This window comes from Sporichthya polymorpha DSM 43042 (assembly GCF_000384115.1).
GTDB classification, from domain to species: Bacteria; Actinomycetota; Actinomycetes; order Sporichthyales; family Sporichthyaceae; genus Sporichthya; species Sporichthya polymorpha.
Window position 1 is genome coordinate 3,443,594 of record NZ_KB913029.1, and the last position, 18,751, is coordinate 3,462,344.

The window sequence follows — 18,751 nt, forward strand, 5'->3', positions numbered from 1 at the left end:
GGAGTGTCGGTTGGTGCTCGGTCAGTCCCCGGTCGGCAGACCCAGCAGGGCGCGGGTCGAGCGGACGAGCCCGGCGAAGTCGCGGGCGTTGGGGAGCAGCAGGGCCTCGTTGTTCAAGCCGGTGAGGATCGTGACCAGCGCGCGGCTGAGGTCGATGCGGGCGCGCGGGGTGGGGGCGAGCGAGTCGGGCGCGAGCGCGGCGAGCGAGTCGAAGAACTCCCGGTAGGTCCGCAGCAACGGCCGCAGACCATCGCGCAGCTCCGGCCGGCGCGGGTACTCGAACTGGATCACCATGAACATGCGCGCAAGTGCGCGCTCGGTGTCCATCAACGTCACCGCGGCGGAGAGCAGGGCTTCGAGGGCCGCCGCGAACTCGGTCTCGCCGGCGACCGCCTCCTGGAACCGACTGAGGACAGGGGCGTACGCGTCCTCCGCCGCGGCCACGAACAGCCCGGCCTTGCCGTCGAAGTGGTGGTAGAGCGTCGGGGGGTTGACGCCCGCCGCCTTGACCAGGTCCTGGACCGTCGTGCTGCCGTAGCCCTGGGATCCGAACACGTCACGAGCGGCGGCGATCAGGCGGGCCCGACCGTCGGGAGCGTCCGACCGCGGCGGCCGTCCCCGCCGGGCGACGACCGGTGCCGCCTTCGCCATCGTGCCTCCTTGAGCCCGCCTCAGGGTAACCGTCCGGCGCTGCTTGACTGCCCGTGAAATGTATTGTTCACTACATTCTAATGTACTGAACGCTACATTCGCCGGTCAACGAAGAAGGTTCCATGTCGAGCGTGAGCACCACGGTGGCCGACGGGGTCGGCACCATCACCTTCACCCGCCCCGAGCGCCGCAACGCCCTCAGCCTGGAGCTGCTGGGCCAGCTGTCGGACGCCCTGGACGCCTGGAAGAACGACGACTCCGTCGCGGCGGTCGTGATCACCGGCGGCGAGGACGTCTTCTGCGCCGGCCTCGACCTCGACCTGCAGTCGGGCTTCACCGACGAGACCCGGGCGGCCTACTCCGCCGCCTGCCTGCGCGCCTACGGGACGCTGCTCGACTACTGCAAGCCGACCATCGCGGCCGTCGGCGGCCCGGCGCTCGGCGGCGGTCTCGACATCGCGGTGTTCTGCGACATCCGCGTCGGCGCCGACAACGGCCTGTTCGGCTACGCCCAGATCAAGTTCGGTCTGACGCCGTACTTCTCGCCGCTGTGGCGCATCGTCGGCCTGTCCCAGGCGAAGCTGCTCACCTTCAGCGGTGACCGCATCGACCCGCAGGAGGCCCTACGGATCGGCCTGATCGACCGGCTCGTGCCCGCCGGCACCGTCGTCAAGGCGGCGACCGAACTGGCCCGGTCGATCGCCGAGACGACGACCGCGTCCGCGATGAACAACAAGGAGATGGCGCTGCGCTCCCCGGCGATGGACCCGATCTCCGCGCTGACCTACGAGACGCTCGCCTACAAGGAGGTCATCCGTCACCCCGAGGTGAACGAGCGCATCCAGCAGGCGTTCTCCAAGATCAGCTCCCGCGCGAAGAAGGCCTGATCCCGATGACGTACAAGTACCTCAACGTGTCCATCGAGGACGGCGTCGGCATCCTCCAGTTCAACCACCCCGAGAAGCGCAACGCGCTCGGATGGGAACTGCACGAGGACATCTGCACCCAGCTCGCCGCGTGGGCCTACGACGACGCGGTCGCCTCCGTCCTGTTCATCGGGAACGAGGACTACTTCTGCTCCGGCTGGGCGCTCGACGTCCTCCAAGGCACGGGCACCGCGCAGACCGGCAGTGACGAGCGCACGCGGTTCGTCGAGCTCGCGACGAAGTTGATGGTCGCGATCTACGACTACCGCAAGCCGACGGTGGCCGCGGTCGCCGGCGTCGCGCCCGGCTACGGGATGGACGTCGCCAACATGTGCGACGTGACGATCGCGTCGGAGAACGCGGCGTTCGGCTCGACGCAGGTGAAGTACGCGATGAACGGCTTCTACCACGCGCTCGAGCGCAAGGTCGGCGCACAGAACGCTCGCCGGCTGTACTTCACCGGCGACCCGATTCCCGCCGCCGAGGCGCTGCGGATCGGTCTGGTCAGCGAGGTCGTCCCCGTCGGCACTCTGCGCGAGAACGCCCTGCGCGTCGCGAAGCAGATCGCCGAGGCCGGCCCCGAGCTGCTCACCGTCCTCAAGGAGGTCGCGCTGCGGGCCGGGCACATGGACCCGGTCGGCGCGCTCAACTACGAGCTGCGCGTCACCGCCGACCTCGTCAGCCGCGACCTGTTCACCCGGCGCATGGAGGACGGCCTGGCCCGACTGCGCGCCGGCCAGAGCAAGGCCACCGAGCGCCTCGCGCGCTGACCGGATCGACCCGAGAGGAGGACACCGTGCCGACCACCCGCACCGACTACGACCCCCTGGACGTCTCGACGTTGGCGTTCTGGGCGCAGAGCGCGGATGACCGGGAGAAGGTCTTCGCCGAGTTGCGGCGCAGTCGGCCGGTGTCCTGGCAGGCGCCGGTGCAGTCGATGCTGATGCCGGACCCGGACGACCCGGGGTTCTGGGCGATCACCCGGCACGCGGACATCCGCCGGATCAGCCGGGATCACGAGGTGTTCTCCTCCTCGGCGGAGGAGTACGGCGGGGTGATGCTCGATCTGATGCCGCCGGACGTGTTGGAGGCGACCTCGTCGATCCTGATGATGGACAACCCGCGGCACGGGTTGATCCGTCGGCTGATCTCCTCGGCGTTCACGCCGCGGCGGATCGCGCTGATCGAGGATCAGATCGCGCGGCAGGCCAAGGCGATCGTGGACGACCTGCTGGCCGGGCCGGGCGAGGTCGACTTCGTGCGTGCGGTGGCTTCGCGGCTGCCGATGTGGACGGTCTCGGAGATGGTCGGCATCGACCCCGAGATCCGCGAGGAGGTCACGAAGGCTGCGAACGAGCTGGTCGGGTGGAACGACGACGAGCAGATCGACGTCGACGGCGACAACCTGATGGTGATGCTCAACGCGATGGGCGTCCTGCACAACGCGGCGTTCGACCTGTGTGAGCGGCGCCGGGCTCAGCCCGAGGACGACCTGATCTCGGCGCTGCTCGCCGCGGAGGTCGACGGCAAGCAGCTGACCGACGAGGACATCGCCGCCTTCTTTTGTCTGATCAGCGTGGCCGGCAACGACACCACCCGCCAGACCACGTCGTTCGCGATGAAGGCGTTGTGCGACTTCCCGGACCAGCGCGAGATCCTCGTGGCCGACTTCGACAACGTCATCGGCACGGCGGTGGACGAGTTCGTGCGCTGGACCTCCCCGGTGATGACCTTCCGCCGCAACGCCCGCGTGGACACCGAGGTCGGCGGTCAGCAGATCCTGGCCGGGGACAAGGTCGTGCTGCTCTACCCGTCCGGCAACCGGGACGAGTCGGTGTTCGCCGACCCGTACCGCTTCGACGTCACGCGCACGGACAACGACCACGTCGGCTTCGGTGGGGGTGGGGTGCACTACTGCCTGGGCGCGCACGTCGCGAAGGTGCAGCTGCGCTCGATCTTCCGGGAGCTGCTGTTCCGGGTGCCCGACCTGCAGGTGGGGGAGCCGGAGTACCTGGTCTCGAACTTCATCCACGGCATCAAGCGGATGCCGGCCACCTTCACGCCGGCCTGAGCGCCGGATTCTCAGGAGACCACTCATGCCTGGATTCGCCAGCGCCGAGGAGATGCACCGCTACATCGGCAGCGTGTTCGAGGACGCCCTGGCCGACCCCGACCTCGGCGACAAGATGGCCGCGACCGGTCTGGTGCTGCGCGTGCACTGCACCGAGCCCGAGTGCGACCTGATTATCGACCTGCCCAGCAAGAAGGTAATCCCCGGCACCGACGGCCCCGCGCCCGACGCGACCATGTCGATGTCCACCGAGACCGCCAACGCCTACTGGCAGGGCAAGGTCAACCTGCCCTTCGCCATGGCGCGCGGCAAGGTCAAGGTCGAGGGCCAGCTGACCAAGCTGCTCCAGCTCGCCCCCCTGACCCGCAAGCTCTTCCCCGGCTACGTCGAGCGGCTGAAGGCCGACGGACGCGAGGACCTCGTTGTCAGCTGACCGGGCTGCTTCCGTCGCAGCACTGCCGTCGCCGCCGCGCACCGACGTCGTCACGGACCCCGTCGGTGCGTGGTTCGGCGCGCGCGTGCACCGGGTCGGGGCCGACGCCGCCGCGGTGACGATCCCGGCGTCGGCTCCCGGCACCGGGGGTTCGGTGTTCGCGCGGATGGTCCAGGGCGTGGACATCGCGGCCGGGGTGGCCGCGAACCTCGCCGTTGCCCCGCAGGGCGCCGTGACCGCCGACATCGTCCTGCACGTGCTGAACCCCGACGCCCGGGGCGACCTGGTCTGCCGGGGCACGATGGTGCGCGCGGGCCGGGCGCACGCGGTCGCCGAGGTGAAGGTGCAGGACGGTCGCGGCGAGCTCGTCGCCGTGGCGACCGTGAACCACGGCGTCCGCGAGGGCGTGTGGATGTACCTGCACGAGATCGAGCCGGACGGCAGCTTCGACCTGGCGCCGTACCGTCTGGCGCCGCTCGGCCCGCTGCCCGACGTCTTCCACACCGACGGCGAGATCGTCCTCAACGAGCGCACCACCAATCCGTGGGGCCTCGGCCAGGGCGCGCTTCTGGTGACGCTGGTCGAGCCGGCCGCGGCCGAGGCCGGCATCGCGCACCTCGACGACTTCACCGTTCGCTTCATCGCGCCGGCGACCGTCGGGCCGGTCCGGTTCGACCGGACGTCCGTCGCCGACCGCGGCGCGAGTCGCCTGCTGATCGGCGAACTGCGCGATCTCGGTGCCGACCGCACCGTCTGCCTGCTCACCGCCGCCGGTCCCCGTTCCGAAGGAGTCGAATCATGACCGTGACCACGCCGGGCGCCGGCGCAGTGCCCGAGGAGCTGACCGACGCCGCCTTCCTCGCCGACTTCGCGGACCGCTGGCTCGCCGCCTGGAACTCCCACGACACCGAGCGGGTGCTCGAGCTGCTCTCCGACGACATCCGCTGGGACGACCGCACCTTCTGGCCCGAGGTCATTGCGGGCAAGGAGGGCGTGCGCGCGTACTCGGAGAAGATCTGGGAGGCGATGCCCGACGTGCAGTTCGCCGAGATCGAGCGCTTCTTCGCCCCCGACGCCCGCCGCGGCATCGTGCTGTTCCGCCAGACCGGCTCCGGCCCGGCGAAGCTGAACCCGGAGCGCACCTTCGACGCCCACGGGTGCGACATCTTCCTCGAGTTCCACGGCGATCAGCTCGGCTCGTACCTGTCCGCGTACGACATCGTCCCGATGCTGCAGCAGCTCGGCGGCCTCCCGCCGCGCGAGGGCAAGCTCGGCGGCGCGTACTTGATGAGCCTCGCCCGGGGCGCCAGGAGTGGTGCCTGATGCGCAACCCGCTCGACGAGGTGAACCGGCCGGTCTACGACTCCGACCACCGGCTGTTCCGCGACAGCGTCCGGACCTTCCTCAAGCGCTCCGTCCTCCCCTTCGACGAGGAGTGGGAGAGCAAGGGCATCATCGACCGGTCGTTCTACACGGCGGCCGGCGACGCCGGGCTGCTGCTGTTCGGGACGCCGACCGAGTTCGGCGGCGCCGGGACGGACGACTTCCGCCTCAACGCGATCCTGGGTGAGGAGGCCGCGCGCGCCGGGATGTCGAGCGCGGGCCTGAGCCTCGCGCTGCAGAACGACGTCGTCGGCGCGTACATGCTCGAGCTGACGAACCCCGAGCAGCGGCAGCGCTGGCTGCCGGGCCTGACGTCGGGTGAGCTGATCGGCGCGATCGCGATGTCGGAGCCGGGGACCGGCAGCGACCTCGCCGGCATCACGACCCGCGCCCGCCGCGAGGGTGACCATTACGTCCTCGACGGCGCCAAGACCTTCATCTCCAGCGGGCAGAACGCGGACCTGGTGATCGTGGTGGCCCGCACGGGTGACCATCCGCACCGCGGGCTCTCGCTGCTGGTCGTCGAGCGCGGGACGCCGGGCTTCGAGCGCGGCCGCAACCTCGACAAGATCGGCCTGCACGGCCAGGACACCAGCGAGCTGTTCTTCTCCGAGGCCCGGGTGCCGGTCGCGAACCTCCTGGGCCAGGAGGGGGAGGCCTTCTCCTACCTGGTGCAGAACCTGCCGCAGGAGCGGCTGTCGCTGGCCTGCACCGCGCTCGGCGCGGCCGCGGGCGTGCTGTCGTCCACCTACGACTACGTCACCAACCGCAAGGCGTTCGGACAGAAGATCGGCAGCTTCCAGAACAGCCGGTTCACCTTCGCCGAGCTCGTCACCGAGCTGACGATCGCCCGCACGTTCCTCGACGACTGCGTCCGGCTGCACGTGGCCCGCGAGCTGTCGGCGGAGCAGGCGGCGATGGCGAAGTACTGGGTGACGGAGCTTCAGGTCCGGACCGCGGATCGTTGCCTGCAGCTGCACGGCGGTTACGGGTACATGCGCGAGTACCCGGTCAGCCGCGCGTTCGTCGACGCTCGTGTCCAGACGATCTACGGCGGGACGAACGAGATCATGCGCGAGATCATCGGCCGTTCGCTGGGCCTGTGAGCGGATTGTGAGGACACATCAGATGCGTTCGCTGAGATCTACGCTGGCGGCCGGGGCCGCGCTGGCGGTGGTGGCCACCGGTGGGCTGGTCCTGCTGTCGTCGCCCGCCCAGGCGGACATCAACTACACCGGTCACGCCGAGGCCTACGGCTTCCGGGCGACGACGACCAACGACGCGATCCCGCTCAACCTGCTGATCGAGGGCGACGCCCCGATCGCGACCGCGGACCTGTCGTCGCTCGGCAACTCGCAGGCCCTCGCGGCCGCGCCGTACCCGGGGACGACCGCCGCGAACACACCCGGCGCCGTCGGCGGCCTGTTCGGCGTCGCGCTGCCGAACTACCCGCTGGTGGCGCAGGCCAACGCCGGTGACGACCCCGCCGAGCTCAACTTCCCGGGCCTGATGCTGCGCGCCGACGCGGCCCCGACCCGGGCGGCGTCCGTCGCCACCATGGGCAGCGCGGCCACGGGTGCGGAGACCACGGCGGTGGTCGACGCCACGCGCGAGAGCACCGAGGGCGTGAAGGCCGAGGGCAGGTCCCGCCTCGAGGCGCTGGCGGTGCTCGACTTCCTGCACATCGGGCGCGTCGAGTCGCGAGCGGTCGCCCTGCTCGACACGTTTGGCAAGCGGTCCACGAGGTCCGACCTGCGGATCGACAACATCACCGCGCCCGGCCTGAGCTTCGCGATGCCGGAGAGCACGCCGGCCAAGGTGCCGCTGCCGAACCCGCTGCCGGGCACCCCGCAGCCGCCGACGCTGGAGTTCCCGCCGGTCCCGCTGCCGGGTGGCGGCACGAGCTACAACGCCCCCGAGCTCGGCTTCCGCAACGGCCAGTTCGTCGTCACCTTCACCTCCGCCGGCGTGCAGCACTCCTCGCCGGTGCCGTTCGAGACCGTCGCCGAGGCGTTCAAGGCCATCGGCGTCGACGTCACCTACCAGGCCGCGGTGCCGACTCCGAACGGCATCATCGCGCCGCTGCTGTCCTTCCGGTCCGAGCTGCCCGCCCCGCCGGAGAACCCGCTGGGCGTTCAGAGCCCGACGCCCTTCACCCTCGACCTCGGCCTGACCGCGGCGTCGATCGACGGCTCCGTCCTCGACGAGGCGGGCATGCCGATCAGCGGCGGGACTGACGCTTCGTCAGGTGCCGCGGGCGGTGTGCTGCCGGACGGCATCGACGGGGCGGCGAGCCCTGGTCTGCTGCCGGGCACCGATGCCGGGGCCGTCCCGGGCGCCCTGCCCGGGACCGCTCCGGGCGTCGCGCCCGTCGGGGCTCCGAGCCCCGTCCAGCTCGCCGGTGGTCCGGGCGCCGGGGGACCGGGCTCGCCCTTCACCGACCTGTACGTCGTGTTCGTCGTGGTCGCGGCGGTCGTGCTCCTCGGAGCACCGCTCGCGACCGTCGTGGGATCGAAGATCGTGGGATCGAGGTTGCGATGGAGCTCCTGACGTGGCTGCGGACGCAGTGGGACCGGGCCGGGGCGGTCGCTCTGGCGCTGCTCGGCCTGCTCGCGCTCGGTCTGGGCTGGCTGGGTGCCAGTGACACCCCGCACCTGGCCATCCAGATCCCGTACTTCATCTCCGGTGGGCTGACCGGCATCTTCCTGGTGGGCTCGGCGGCCGCGCTCTGGCTGTCGGCGGACATGCGGGACGAGTGGCGTGAGCTGCGGCGCCTGCGGGTGTTGCTGGAGGAGGAGCGCGCCGAGCGGCTGGCCGCGGCGGGTGCGGGGGACAACGGCACGCCCGCGGCGCCGGGGGTGCGCGGACCGGGTGAGCGTGCGGACCGTTCGGAGTTGTCGGTGGGGCGGTCGCGTTGAACGAGCGCTACGCGCTCCCGGCCGAACCTCGTGACCCGTATCTGGGGGCGGGGCTGTGGGGCCGGCGCGACCTGACGCTGCTGCTGGTGCCGTACGCGCTGGGTGCGGTGGGTCTGGTCGTGGCCTGGTACGGCAGCGCGAAGGAGGCGGACTGGCGCGATGACGCGCGCTGGCTGGTCACGGGCACGGGGTCGGTGACTCTGGCCGGCCTGGGGCTGCTGGTGTGGCTGGTGGCCGGGAAGCTCCGCATCGTCGCGGCCGAGCGCGCGGTCCGGATGGGTCTGCTCGAGCGCCGGGAGGCACGGGCGGAGCGCACCGCCGCGCAGGTCCTGCCGGACAGCAACTACGTCACGTGGCCGGGTTCGCGCCGCTACCACCGACCGTCGTGCCTGCTGATGGCGGGCAAGGCGGTCGTCGCGGCGACCGACCTGGCCGACCTGCGCGCCTGCGGGGTGTGTGAGCCGTGAGTGAGTACATCCCGTTCCTGGTCTTCGGCGTCACGACCGGCGCGATCTACGGCCTGTCGGCGATGGGTCTGGTGCTCACGTACAAGACCTCGGGTCTGTTCAACTTCGGCCACGGCACGCTGTCCGCGCTGGCGGCGTACCTGTTCTACTCGGCGCACGACCAGGCGGGCATGCCGTCGTGGCTGGCGGCGGTGCTCGCTGTCGGGGTCTTCGGTGTGCTCGGTGGTCTGGTCTTCGAGCGGTTCGCCGCTGCGCTGGCCGGGGTCTCGATCACGTACCGGATCGTCGGCACGGTGGCGCTGCTCGTGGGTCTGCGGGCGTTGATCGCGCTGATCTGGGGTGGCGCGTCGCGGGATTTCTCCTCGTTCCTGCCGCAGGAGGAGATGTTCACGGTTTCCGGTGTCGGGGTCACCGCGCAGCAGGTGATCATCGTGGCTTTCGGCACCGCGGCCGCGGTGGGGTTGTTCCTGTTCTTCCGCCTGACCCGGCTCGGTGTGGCCATGCGCGCGGTCGTGGACGATCCGAGCCTGCTCGCGATGGCGGGCAGCCGGCCGGCGCGGGTGCGGCGGGCGGCGTGGATCATCGGCACGACTTTCACCGCCGCCTCGGGGGTGCTGTTCGCCGAGGTGCAGCGGCAGGTGCAGGTCGACGTCCTGACGCTGCTCATCGTGCAGGCCTTCGGCGCCGCCGCCATCGCGCGGTTCTCGTCCCTGCCGCTGGCCTTCGTCGGTGGTATCGCCGTCGGCATCGTGCAGAAGCTGGTCTCGAAGGAGGCCGGCACGACGACCTGGCTGCAGGGCCTGGACCTGAACGTGCCGTTCCTGGTCCTGCTGGCAATCCTGATCTTCGCCCGGAAGGGGAGCCTGGCCGAGATCGGCCGGGACGTGAAGGCCCGCGCGATCGGCCCGAGCCGCTTCACCCCGACCCAGCAGGGGATCGGGTACGGCGTCGGTGTCGTCGCGCTCGCGCTGCTGCCCGCGTTCGTGGGGACCCGCCTGCCGCTGTGGAACACCGCGCTGGCGCTGGTGTGCCTGTTCCTCTCGCTCAGCCTGCTGGTGCGCCTGTCGGGTCAGATCTCGTTGTGCCAGTTCGGCTTCGCGGCCATCGGCGCGGCGGGTTTCGGCCGGATGCTGGAGCAGGGGCTGCCGTGGGGTTTCGCGCTGGTGGTGTCCGCGCTCATCACCGGCGCGGTCGGGGCGCTGATCGCGATCCCGGCGATCCGCCTGTCCGGGCTCTACCTCGGCCTGGCGACGCTCGGCTTCGGCATCATGCTCGACCAGTTCTTCTACACGAAGGACTTCATGTTCGGGCTCTCGCAGCAGCTGGCGACACCGCGCCCGTCCGGGTTCACCTCGGACAAGGAGTACTTCTACCTGCTGCTGGCGTTCGCGGTGGCGGGCTCGATCCTCGTCCTGCTCGTCGAGCGGAGCCGGTTGGGCCGTCTGCTGCGGGCGCTCGCCGATGCCCCGATCGCGCTGAGCACGCTCGGGGCCGACCTGCGCATCACGCTGGTCATCATCTTCACGATGTCGGCGTCGCTGGCCGGGATCAGCGGTGCGCTGTTCGCCGGGCTGTTCGGCCGCGTCGGTGGGTTCAGCTTCCCCGCGATCCAGTCGCTGCTGGTGCTGGCCGTGCTGTTCGTGGCCGGTGCCCGCCTGATCATCCCGGCCTTCCTCGCCCCGGTGCTGCTGTTCGTCCTGCCGGGTTACATCGAGAATCCCGACGCGTTCCTGGTTCTGCAGATCGGGTTCGGCGTCATCGCGTTCGCGGTCGCGGCGCTCTCGTCCACCGACATCGGGGCCCGCGTCGCCGCCGTCACCGACACCGACCGGAAGGTCGGGCCCACCGACCGCCGGTTCAACACCCCCGCGGGTGAGGGGCAACGCCGCCAGCCCGCCCTCGCCTCGCACTGAGCATGTCGATCCAGGGAGAACCCATGACTACTGCACGACGGACCACACGGAGGCGGCTCGCTCGCGCGGGCGCCGCCACGCTGCTCGCCGGTGCCGTGGTGCTGACCAGTGGCTGCGGGACCCGTACGCCGATCGCCGAGATTGTCGCCGCGGAGGGCCGCGCGCCGGCCACGACCGGCGTCGAGGGCGGCGTGCCGACCGACCCCGGTGCGGTTGCCGCCCCCGGCGCCGTCGACCCGGGCGTTCCCGACCCCGGCGCCACGACCGACACGGGGACCGCGCCGGGCGGAACCGCCCCGGGCGCGGGGACCGCGACCACCGCGCCGGGCGCGAAGCCCGCCGCCGGTGCGGGCGCCAAGCCGGCGGCGGCGGCCGGTGGCGGCGCGACGACGCAGAGCCAGACCTGCACGAAGGTGCTGGAGCCGATCCGCATCGGCCAGGTCGGCGGGTGGACCGGCATCGTCGGCAACATCCTCTCGCCGACGCGCCTCGCCATGCAGGTGTGGGTGAAGGACATCAACGCCCGTGGCGGCATCGCCTGCCACCCGGTGCAGCTGTTCCAGGCCGACGACGGCTCCGACCCGTCACGCTCCTCCGCCGCGGTCCAGGACCTCGTCCAGAACAAGAAGGTCGTCGCGCTCGTCGGCAGCCAGGCGCCGGTGTCGATCTCCGGGTTCGCGGCGAAGGTCAACCAGCTCAAGATCCCGGCCGTCGGTGGCGACCTGATCAACTTCGAGTGGAACCGGACGCCCTACATGTTCCCGCAGGGCGGCGACCTCGACGGCGACGTGCTCGGCGCGATCAAGGTCCAGGCCGACCGTGGCTTCAAGAAGGTCGCGACGATCTACTGCGTCGAGGCGAAGCCGTGCACCGACGCCGTCGGAGTCATCGACCGCGGCAAGGACAAGATCGGGATCCAGGAGGTCTACAAGACCCAGGTCTCGATCACCTCGACCGACTACTCGGCCCAGTGCCAGGCCGCGAAGAACGCCGGCGCGGACCAGCTCCTGCTCGCGATCGACGCGTCGGCGATCAGCCGTCTCGTCCGGTCCTGCAAGGCGCTGAACTACACGCCGGCCATCTCCACCTCGCCGATCGCCGTCGGCGGGTCGGTGACGAGCGACAAGAACGTCCAGGAGCTCACGCTCGCGGTCGGCTCCGCCACCGCGCCGTGGACGGAGAAGTCGACGCCGGCGCAGAAGCGCTACCACGAGGCGTTCGCGCGGTACGCGCCCGGCGTCACCCCGGACGGTGCGAGCAACGTCGCCTGGGTCAGCGGTGAACTCTTCGCCAAGGCGCTCTCGAACCTCGGCGCCGAGGCGGCCGGCCCGATCACGTCCGAGCTCGTGCTCAAGGGCCTGGGCACGATCAAGAAGGACAACCTCGGCGGTCTCACCATCCCGCTGACCTTCAAGTACGGACAGGACAGCGCGGGCCCGTACCCGTGCTGGTTCCCGGTGCTGCTCACCATCAAGGGCTGGCAGGCACCGCAGGGCAACAAGGCGACCTGCCTGTAGCCCTGGGCGTCCGCCCTTCCGACCTGCCGATTTCCGTGAGGAGTAGTTGATGACAGGCCCGTTCTACCCCGGTGCGTACGTCGCCGAGACCCCGGACAAGCCGGCGGTCGTGATGGCCGGTTCGGGGGAGCAGCTGACGTTCGGTCAGCTCGACGCGACCGCGCACGGGATCGCGCTGGCGCTGCGTGAGCTGGGCCTGCAGCCGCAGGACCACGTCACGGTCTGGATGGAGAACCGGCTCGAATTTCTCCAGGTGTCGTGGGGCACCCACTACGCCGGGCTGAACTACACGTTCCTGTCGACGCGGCTGACCCCGGACGAGGCGGCGTACATCGTCTCCGACTCCGGGGCGCGGGTCCTGATCGTCTCGGCGGGTCTCGACGCCGAGCGCGTCGCGCAGACCCGCGACCTGGTCGGCGGCGACCTGAAGGTCGTGGTCGTCGGTGGGGAGCACAACGGGTGGCCGGCGCTGGCGGACCTCGCGGCCAAGCACGCGGGGGAGCGCCTGGTCGACCCGCTCGAGGGCAGCGACCTGACGTACTCGTCCGGGACGACGGGGCGGCCGAAGGGCGTGCTGCGTCCGTTCACCGGGCAACCGCTGGGGACGACGCTCGTGCCGGGTCGGATGGGTAAGGCGTTCCTCGGGATGGGCCCGGACACCGTCTACCTCTCACCGGCGCCGATGTACCACACGGCCCCGCTGCGCTGGTGCATGGACGTGATCGGTCTCGGCGGCACGGTCGTCGTCATGGAGAAGTTCGACGCCGAGGCTGTGCTCTCCTCGGTCGAGAAGTACCAGGTGACGCACGCTCAGTTCGTGCCGACCATGTTCACCCGGCTGCTGCGCCTGCCGGACGACGTGCGCTCGCGCTACGACCTGTCCAGCCTGAAGGCGGCCGTCCACGCCGCGGCGCCGTGCCCCCGGCCGGTCAAGGCGGCGATGCTCGACTGGTGGGGCCCGATCGTCCACGAGTACTACGGCGGGACCGAGGGTGCGGGCCTGTGCTGGGTCACCCCGCAGGAGTGGCTGACCCGCCCGGGCACCGTCGGTCGCGCGGTGCTCGGCCGGGTCGAGATCGTCGGGCCCGAGGGTGAGGTGCTCGGGCCGAACGAGGACGGCCTGGTGTACTTCGCCGAGGGGAACACGTTCCGGTACCACAACGACCCGGACAAGACCGCCCAGGCGGTGCGGTCCGACGGCGCCTCGACGATGGGCGACATCGGTCATCTGGACGAGGACGGCTACCTGTTCCTGACCGACCGGGCGTCGAACATGATCATCACCGGCGGGGTCAACGTGTATCCGCAGGAGGCGGAGAACCTGCTCGCCACGCACCCGAAGGTCGCCGACGTCGCGGTCATCGGCGTCCCGAACCCGGACTTCGGCGAGGAGGTCAAGGCCGTCGTGCAGCTCGCGCCGGACGCCGAGCCGTCGGCGGAGGTGGCGCAGGAGCTGATCGCCTTCTGTCGCGCCTCGCTCGCCGACGTCAAGTGCCCACGCAGCGTCGACTTCCGTCCGGAGCTCCCGCGCGAGCCCACGGGCAAGCTGCTCAAGCGCTTGATCCGCGACGAGTACTGGGCCGGCGCGGACGCCCGGATCTGAGGGAGAGTCGGATGCTGGTCCTGCGTGACCTGACCGCCGGGTACGGCGCGACCACGGTGCTGCGCAAGGTGAACCTGATCGTCCCGCCGGGGTCGGTCGTCGCCCTGCTCGGACCGAACGGGGCCGGGAAGACGACGCTGCTCCGCGCCGCGAGCGGTCTGCTGACCCCGAAGTCGGGCTCGGTGCTGATCGACGGGCACGACGTCACCGGCGCCGACCCGGACCGTCTGATGCGCCGCGGGGTCTGCCACATCCCCGAGGGCCGCGGGGTCTTCCGCAGCCTGACGGTGCGGGAGAACCTCGTGACGTTCAGCCGGCCGGGGGCGGAGGAGAAGGCGATCTCCTCCGCCGTCGAGGCCTTCCCGCGTCTCGGCGAGCGCATCAACCAGGTCGCCGGGACCATGAGCGGTGGCGAGCAGCAGATGCTCGCCCTCGCCCGCGCCTACGTCCAGAAGCCCCGCTTCGTCCTGCTCGACGAGGTCAGCATGGGCCTGGCCCCGAAGATCGTCGACGAGGTCTTCTCCTTCCTCGCGCTGCTGGCGAACCGCGGCGCCGCCCTCCTGCTCGTCGAGCAGTACGTCGCCCGCGCCCTCGACGTCGCCGACTACGTCTACCTGCTCAACAAGGGCGAGGTCGCCTTCGCCGGCGAACCCGACGAACTCGACGCCGATGCCCTCGCCGAGCAGTACGTCGGCTCCGCCGCCCACTGACGCCGCGCCTGTCGTCAAGAAAGAAAGGGTGACACCCCTTACTGCGCAGTAAGGGGTGTCACCCTTTCTTGACTGCGGGCGGCGGGCCGGACCCGGCCGAAAGTTCGGCCGCCGGTTGTCCGCGCGGAAGCGGGCGCTGAGGATGCTCGGGGCGGCCGGGGGTCGGCGGCCGAGGACCCGATCGGGGGAGCCGCGTGATCCGCACGGAGAAGAACGGCAACGTCTGGACGATCGTGCACAGCCGGTTCGCCGAGGCGCGGAACGCGATGGACCCGCGGAGCGCGGACGACCTCGTCGTGGCGTTTTCGGAGTTCGACGCGGACCCCGAGGCGCGCGTCGCGGTGCTGTGGGGCGAGGGCGGGGCGTTCTGCGCGGGCTGGGACCTGAAGTACGCGAGCAGCCTGACCGACCGCGATCAGTTCGACGCCGAGATCGTCCGGGGCCTCGCGTTCCCGACGGGGGCGAACCCGGCCCCGCGCGGTCCGCTGGGGCCGACCCGCCTGGAGCTGTCGAAGCCGGTCATCGCGGCCGTCGAGGGCCCCGCGGTCGCCGGCGGCATGGAGCTCGCGCTCTGGTGCGACGTCCGCGTCCTGGCCGAGGACGCGTACTTCGGCGTCTACTGCCGCCGCTGGGGCATCCCGTTGCTGGACGGCGGCACCGTCCGGCTCCCGCGCCTCGTCGGGCAGGGCCGTGCGATGGAGATCATCCTGACCGGGCGCCAGGTGCCCGCAGACGAGGCGCTGCGCATCGGTCTGTGCGAGCAGGTGACGGCGAGCGGCAACGCCCGCGCGGCCGCGGAGGAGATGGCCCACGAGATCGCGCGTTTCCCGCAGGCCGCGGTCCGCGCCGACCGGCGCTCGGTCCTCGAGACCTATGGCCAACCGGTGCGCGAGGCGATGCGTCGCGAATGGCACAACGGGGTCGAGGCGCACTACCAGGAGGGCGCCGACGGGGCCGGCCGCTTCGCCGCCGGCCGCGGCCGCCACGGTGACTTCGCCGAGATCTGACGGTTCACCAAGGGGTGTCACCCCTTGATGAACGCGGGCTGTCACATGCGGGCGGCGGCGTGCTTCACGGCCTCGCGGATGCGGGGGTAGGTGCCGCAGCGGCAGACGTTGCGCAGCGTGTCGAGGTCGGCCTCGGAGATCTTGCGGCCGGACTTCTTCACGCGGTTGATCAGCGCCGTCGCGGCCATGATCTGGCCGGGCTGGCAGTAACCGCACTGGGCGACGTCGAACTTGATCCAGGCTTCCTGGACCGGGTGCAGCTTGCCCTTGGCCGTCTTGGCCAGACCCTCGATCGTGGTGATCCGGTCGGAGGACTTGATGTCCGACACGGGCACCGAGCACGGGTTGAAGTGCTTGCCGTTCAGGTGCGAGGTACAGGCCTGGCAGACACGGATGCCGCAGCCGTACTTCGGGCCGGTGACGCCGAGCACGTCACGCAGCACCCACAGCATGCGGACGTTGTTCTCGATGTCGACGCTGACCTTCTTGCCGTTGAGCACGAACGAGTGTCGGGCCACCGCAGTCTCCATTCCTCAACCGAAAGGTAGGGCGGGAACTCGGAAACGCCGCCGACATGAACGGGCCTTTGCCTGTGCGAGGGGAGGGAGTCAGCCTTTGAGCGGGCGGCGGACGACCTCGGCGGCGTCGGCGGGGGAGACCCCGAGGGAGCGGAGGGCGGCCTCGGCGTACTTGATCTCGGCGTCCTTGCCGAGCCGGCCGTCGACGATCGCCCGCATGACGGCGAGCGCCCCGCCGAGGATCGCGGTGACCGCGACCTCCAGGTCGGGGACCTCGAAGCGCTTCTCGGCGATGCCGCGCTGGACCGCGGTGCGCGCGGCCGGGTGGACGGCGACGCCGAAGAGGGCGTCCGCGTGGTTGAGGTGCACGACGACGCTCGCGAACTCCGGGTCGGAGTAGGCCAGGCCGACGAAGCGTCGGATCGCGATGCTGACGAGCTCGGCGGCGTCCTGGACCGGGTCGGCGGCCAGCGTCTCGGCGATGTTCTGCAGGCTGTCGGCGATGACGGCCTCGACGACCGCTTCCTTCGAGTCGAAGTGGTTGTAGAAGGAGCCCAGCGCGACGTCCGCGCGTTCGGTGATCTCCTGGATGCGCAGGCCCGCGACGCCCTTCTCGGCGATCAGCTCGCGCGTGGCGTCGGTCAGCTTCCCCCGGGTGCGTTCCCGTCGGCGATCGGTCCGGGTCCGGACTTCCGCCACCTCTTGCTCGGTCACTCCTCCAATATGACAGGGCTCATTTCTAGAATCAACTTTCAATATTGAAGGAACGTTCAGTTGGACAGCGTTCGCTCGCTAAGGTCCACCAGTGCGGCACTCGGCAGGTCGCGGTACGCGATTTCGTGGGCGTCCGCGGCGTCGAGCCCGAGCGCCTGGAGCATGACGACGCCGGTCTGCGACTCGGCCTCCGGCCCCACGCGTCCCTCCAGCACCGCACGCATCAGGGCCAGTGTCGCACCCACGAGGTAGCTCACGGTGGTGGCCGGCGAGTCCGTGGGCCGGAAGCGCCCCGACGTCATCCCTGTCTCCATGAGCGCGACGCCCAGGGGGAGGAGGCGCTCCTGGAGGCGGACGTCCGCGTGGTCGAGCTGGACGAGCAGGCGGGCCCCGACCGGATCCTCGACCGCCGCGCGGACGAGCCACCGGTGCGCGACGCACACTGCTTCAGCGGGGTCGGCGTAGCCCGCCAGCTGCGCGCCGAGCGCGGCGGCCGCGGCGCCGGCGAGGTCGGAAACCACCGCCTCGACCAGCTCCTCCTTCGAGGAGAAGTAGTTGTAGAACGAGCCGAAACCGACGTCGGCCTCGTCGGTGACCTCGCGCAGCCGCAGCCCGTCGACCCCCTTGGTGGCGATGATGCGCGCAGCCGCCCGCGTCAGCTCGGCGCGGGTGCGTTGCTGCCGACGCTGCACGCGCGCCGACGGGCTCCGGGTCGTCTGCACCACGCCACCATTGTCGCCCCCCGTTCTCGATCGATCAATCAAAAACGGTCACATGACCGAGCAATCAAATGAAGTTTCAGTATTGAAAGGCTGCTTCACCAGGGGCTACCTTCGCGGAGAGCACCGTGACGTACGTCATTCGAGGAGCCGGATGCCCCCCGTTCAGCCGCCGGAGAGTGACCTGATCCTGCCCCTGCCGGGGCCGGGGGAGGTCTGGGACCCGCACACGATCCACACCCACTACTTCGGGTTCGCCGTGCCCGAGGCGGCCATCGGGGTGTTCGCGTACGTGCGCTACCAGCCCGCGTTCCCGCTCTCGCAGGGCGGCGTCGTGATGTTCTCGGGGCTGCACAACCCGTCGCCGATCGACGCCGCGCACTGCAACTACGAGATGACGATGCCGTGGCCCGAGGTGGACGGCACCACGATCCGCACCGCGAACGGCCTGACGATCGAGTTCTCCGAACCCGGCCGCGTCGCCCGCGTGACGTACGCGAGCGCGGACGGCCGGCACTCGTTCGACGTGGTCCAGACCGGCGTGACGCCGTTGCTCGCGCGCGGCCACGTCGTCCCCGGCGAGGACGACCACCACGACGACCCGTCCCGGGTCACCGGCGGCAGCGAGCAGTTCATGCACGTGACCGGTGAGTGTGTCGTCGACGGGGAGCGCCACGCGGTGGACTGCCACTACCCGCGCGACCGGTCCTGGCTGCAGATCCGCAAGGAAACGCAGGGCGGCCCGCCGACCCCGCCCGTGGGCTGGTCCCCGATGTACTTCGGCGAGGACCTGATCTTCAATCAGATCTCGTTCGAGGCCCCCGACACCGACCCGACCTGGGCCGGGATCTACGACATCCCCGCGGGGAGCCGGACGCACCACTTCGCCTGGTTGCAGCAGGGCGACAAGACGCTCGACATCGTCCGCGTCCGCCGGAACGTGCTGGAGCAGCAGCCGGAGACCTTCATCTCGCTCCGGCAGGAGATTGAGGCCGAGGACGAGACCGGCGTGGTCCACCGCTTCACCGGCGAGGCGGTCGCGACCTGCGTCATGCCGGCCTGGCCGAACGCTTCCTTCCACGACACCGTCTACCGGTGGACCGACTCCCAGGGCCGCATCACCCATTCGACGTACCAGGAGCTCTGGGCCGACAAGTACCAGCTCGGCATGCGGGCGCGCAGCCGCGGAGCGGTGGGCTGA

General features: G+C 70.7%; 20 protein-coding genes. 16 read left to right on the top strand and 4 right to left on the bottom strand.

The features are described 5' to 3' along the window. Positions 1 to 21 precede the first annotated feature (21 nt). Complete coding sequence (locus SPOPO_RS32995; RefSeq protein WP_019876101.1) at positions 22 to 651, bottom strand: TetR/AcrR family transcriptional regulator; 630 nt, start codon at positions 649 to 651, stop codon at positions 22 to 24. 122 nt (positions 652 to 773) lie between these two features. Between SPOPO_RS32995 and SPOPO_RS0116790 the strand changes: the two genes are divergently transcribed. The 15 genes from SPOPO_RS0116790 to SPOPO_RS0116860 all read left to right on the top strand — a co-directional run bounded on the left by SPOPO_RS0116790 (position 774) and on the right by SPOPO_RS0116860 (position 15,599). Beyond that, positions 774 to 1,538, top strand: coding sequence for an enoyl-CoA hydratase-related protein (locus SPOPO_RS0116790; protein WP_019876102.1), 765 nt, complete (start codon positions 774 to 776; stop codon positions 1,536 to 1,538). A gap of 5 nt (positions 1,539 to 1,543) precedes the next feature. Further along, positions 1,544 to 2,347, top strand: coding sequence for an enoyl-CoA hydratase/isomerase family protein (locus SPOPO_RS0116795; RefSeq protein WP_019876103.1), 804 nt, complete (start codon positions 1,544 to 1,546; stop codon positions 2,345 to 2,347). Between the two features lie 26 nt (positions 2,348 to 2,373). Next, positions 2,374 to 3,648 carry a cytochrome P450 gene (locus tag SPOPO_RS0116800; protein WP_019876104.1) on the top strand — a complete coding sequence of 425 codons (1,275 nt, stop codon included), beginning with the start codon at positions 2,374 to 2,376 and terminating at the stop codon, positions 3,646 to 3,648. A gap of 25 nt (positions 3,649 to 3,673) precedes the next feature. Beyond that, positions 3,674 to 4,081: an SCP2 sterol-binding domain-containing protein gene (locus SPOPO_RS0116805; protein ID WP_019876106.1), complete on the top strand. Its 408-nt coding sequence runs from the start codon at positions 3,674 to 3,676 to the stop codon at positions 4,079 to 4,081. Further along, complete coding sequence (locus SPOPO_RS0116810; protein ID WP_019876107.1) at positions 4,071 to 4,883, top strand: PaaI family thioesterase; 813 nt, start codon at positions 4,071 to 4,073, stop codon at positions 4,881 to 4,883. The genes SPOPO_RS0116805 and SPOPO_RS0116810 overlap by 11 nt, the downstream gene beginning before the upstream one ends. Next, positions 4,880 to 5,404, top strand: a complete 525-nt coding sequence (locus tag SPOPO_RS0116815; RefSeq protein ID WP_019876108.1) for a nuclear transport factor 2 family protein — start codon at positions 4,880 to 4,882, stop codon at positions 5,402 to 5,404. The genes SPOPO_RS0116810 and SPOPO_RS0116815 overlap by 4 nt, the downstream gene beginning before the upstream one ends. Next, complete coding sequence (locus tag SPOPO_RS0116820) at positions 5,404 to 6,570, top strand: acyl-CoA dehydrogenase family protein (RefSeq protein ID WP_019876109.1); 1,167 nt, start codon at positions 5,404 to 5,406, stop codon at positions 6,568 to 6,570. The genes SPOPO_RS0116815 and SPOPO_RS0116820 overlap by 1 nt, the downstream gene beginning before the upstream one ends. A gap of 22 nt (positions 6,571 to 6,592) precedes the next feature. Further along, the gene (locus tag SPOPO_RS0116825; RefSeq protein ID WP_028984849.1) at positions 6,593 to 8,014 is read left to right on the top strand and encodes a hypothetical protein; all 1,422 of its coding nucleotides are present in this window, start codon (positions 6,593 to 6,595) and stop codon (positions 8,012 to 8,014) included. Beyond that, the gene (locus SPOPO_RS34410) at positions 8,002 to 8,382 is read left to right on the top strand and encodes a hypothetical protein (protein WP_019876110.1); all 381 of its coding nucleotides are present in this window, start codon (positions 8,002 to 8,004) and stop codon (positions 8,380 to 8,382) included. Before SPOPO_RS0116825 ends, SPOPO_RS34410 begins: the two co-directional genes overlap by 13 nt. Beyond that, on the top strand, positions 8,379 to 8,849 hold the full coding sequence (locus SPOPO_RS0116835; protein WP_019876111.1) for a hypothetical protein: 471 nt from the start codon (positions 8,379 to 8,381) through the stop codon (positions 8,847 to 8,849). Before SPOPO_RS34410 ends, SPOPO_RS0116835 begins: the two co-directional genes overlap by 4 nt. Beyond that, complete coding sequence (locus SPOPO_RS30120; protein ID WP_051098390.1) at positions 8,846 to 10,762, top strand: branched-chain amino acid ABC transporter permease; 1,917 nt, start codon at positions 8,846 to 8,848, stop codon at positions 10,760 to 10,762. Before SPOPO_RS0116835 ends, SPOPO_RS30120 begins: the two co-directional genes overlap by 4 nt. A 23-nt stretch (positions 10,763 to 10,785) precedes the next feature. Further along, positions 10,786 to 12,279 carry an ABC transporter substrate-binding protein gene (locus SPOPO_RS0116845; protein ID WP_156869972.1) on the top strand — a complete coding sequence of 498 codons (1,494 nt, stop codon included), beginning with the start codon at positions 10,786 to 10,788 and terminating at the stop codon, positions 12,277 to 12,279. Positions 12,280 to 12,328: 49 nt separating this feature from the next. Further along, the gene (locus SPOPO_RS0116850) at positions 12,329 to 13,882 is read left to right on the top strand and encodes an acyl-CoA synthetase (protein WP_019876114.1); all 1,554 of its coding nucleotides are present in this window, start codon (positions 12,329 to 12,331) and stop codon (positions 13,880 to 13,882) included. Positions 13,883 to 13,893: 11 nt separating this feature from the next. Next, positions 13,894 to 14,592, top strand: coding sequence for an ABC transporter ATP-binding protein (locus SPOPO_RS0116855; RefSeq protein WP_019876115.1), 699 nt, complete (start codon positions 13,894 to 13,896; stop codon positions 14,590 to 14,592). A gap of 194 nt (positions 14,593 to 14,786) precedes the next feature. Then, on the top strand, positions 14,787 to 15,599 hold the full coding sequence (locus tag SPOPO_RS0116860) for a crotonase/enoyl-CoA hydratase family protein (RefSeq protein ID WP_019876116.1): 813 nt from the start codon (positions 14,787 to 14,789) through the stop codon (positions 15,597 to 15,599). A 41-nt stretch (positions 15,600 to 15,640) separates the two neighbouring features. On the opposite strand, the gene SPOPO_RS0116865 is transcribed toward SPOPO_RS0116860, so the two are convergent. The 3 genes from SPOPO_RS0116865 to SPOPO_RS30125 all read right to left on the bottom strand — a co-directional run bounded on the left by SPOPO_RS0116865 (position 15,641) and on the right by SPOPO_RS30125 (position 17,556). Next, positions 15,641 to 16,129 carry a (2Fe-2S)-binding protein gene (locus tag SPOPO_RS0116865; RefSeq protein ID WP_033385086.1) on the bottom strand — a complete coding sequence of 163 codons (489 nt, stop codon included), beginning with the start codon at positions 16,127 to 16,129 and terminating at the stop codon, positions 15,641 to 15,643. A gap of 78 nt (positions 16,130 to 16,207) precedes the next feature. Next, positions 16,208 to 16,831 (bottom strand): TetR/AcrR family transcriptional regulator, encoded by a 624-nt coding sequence (locus SPOPO_RS0116870; protein WP_019876118.1) that lies wholly within the window; start codon positions 16,829 to 16,831, stop codon positions 16,208 to 16,210. A 56-nt stretch (positions 16,832 to 16,887) separates the two neighbouring features. Continuing rightward, positions 16,888 to 17,556: a TetR/AcrR family transcriptional regulator gene (locus tag SPOPO_RS30125; protein WP_019876119.1), complete on the bottom strand. Its 669-nt coding sequence runs from the start codon at positions 17,554 to 17,556 to the stop codon at positions 16,888 to 16,890. 148 nt (positions 17,557 to 17,704) lie between these two features. On the opposite strand from SPOPO_RS30125, the gene SPOPO_RS0116880 reads away from it, so the two are divergent. Then, a complete protein-coding gene (locus tag SPOPO_RS0116880; protein ID WP_019876120.1) occupies positions 17,705 to 18,751 on the top strand; it encodes a hypothetical protein in 1,047 nt (348 codons plus the stop codon).

Excerpts from the sequence above, each read along its gene's own strand:
- SPOPO_RS32995 (WP_019876101.1), bottom strand. The coding sequence starts at position 651 with ATGGCGAAGGCGGCACCGGTCGTCGCCCGGCGGGGACGGCCGCCGCGG.
- SPOPO_RS0116790 (WP_019876102.1), top strand. The coding sequence starts at position 774 with ATGTCGAGCGTGAGCACCACGGTGGCCGACGGGGTCGGCACCATCACC.
- SPOPO_RS0116795 (WP_019876103.1), top strand. The coding sequence starts at position 1,544 with ATGACGTACAAGTACCTCAACGTGTCCATCGAGGACGGCGTCGGCATC.
- SPOPO_RS0116805 (WP_019876106.1), top strand. The coding sequence starts at position 3,674 with ATGCCTGGATTCGCCAGCGCCGAGGAGATGCACCGCTACATCGGCAGC.
- SPOPO_RS0116815 (WP_019876108.1), top strand. The coding sequence starts at position 4,880 with ATGACCGTGACCACGCCGGGCGCCGGCGCAGTGCCCGAGGAGCTGACC.
- SPOPO_RS0116820 (WP_019876109.1), top strand. The coding sequence starts at position 5,404 with ATGCGCAACCCGCTCGACGAGGTGAACCGGCCGGTCTACGACTCCGAC.
- SPOPO_RS0116825 (WP_028984849.1), top strand. The coding sequence starts at position 6,593 with ATGCGTTCGCTGAGATCTACGCTGGCGGCCGGGGCCGCGCTGGCGGTG.
- SPOPO_RS34410 (WP_019876110.1), top strand. The coding sequence starts at position 8,002 with ATGGAGCTCCTGACGTGGCTGCGGACGCAGTGGGACCGGGCCGGGGCG.
- SPOPO_RS0116845 (WP_156869972.1), top strand. The coding sequence starts at position 10,786 with ATGACTACTGCACGACGGACCACACGGAGGCGGCTCGCTCGCGCGGGC.
- SPOPO_RS0116850 (WP_019876114.1), top strand. The coding sequence starts at position 12,329 with ATGACAGGCCCGTTCTACCCCGGTGCGTACGTCGCCGAGACCCCGGAC.
- SPOPO_RS0116855 (WP_019876115.1), top strand. The coding sequence starts at position 13,894 with ATGCTGGTCCTGCGTGACCTGACCGCCGGGTACGGCGCGACCACGGTG.
- SPOPO_RS0116865 (WP_033385086.1), bottom strand. The coding sequence starts at position 16,129 with ATGGAGACTGCGGTGGCCCGACACTCGTTCGTGCTCAACGGCAAGAAG.
- SPOPO_RS0116880 (WP_019876120.1), top strand. The coding sequence starts at position 17,705 with ATGCCCCCCGTTCAGCCGCCGGAGAGTGACCTGATCCTGCCCCTGCCG.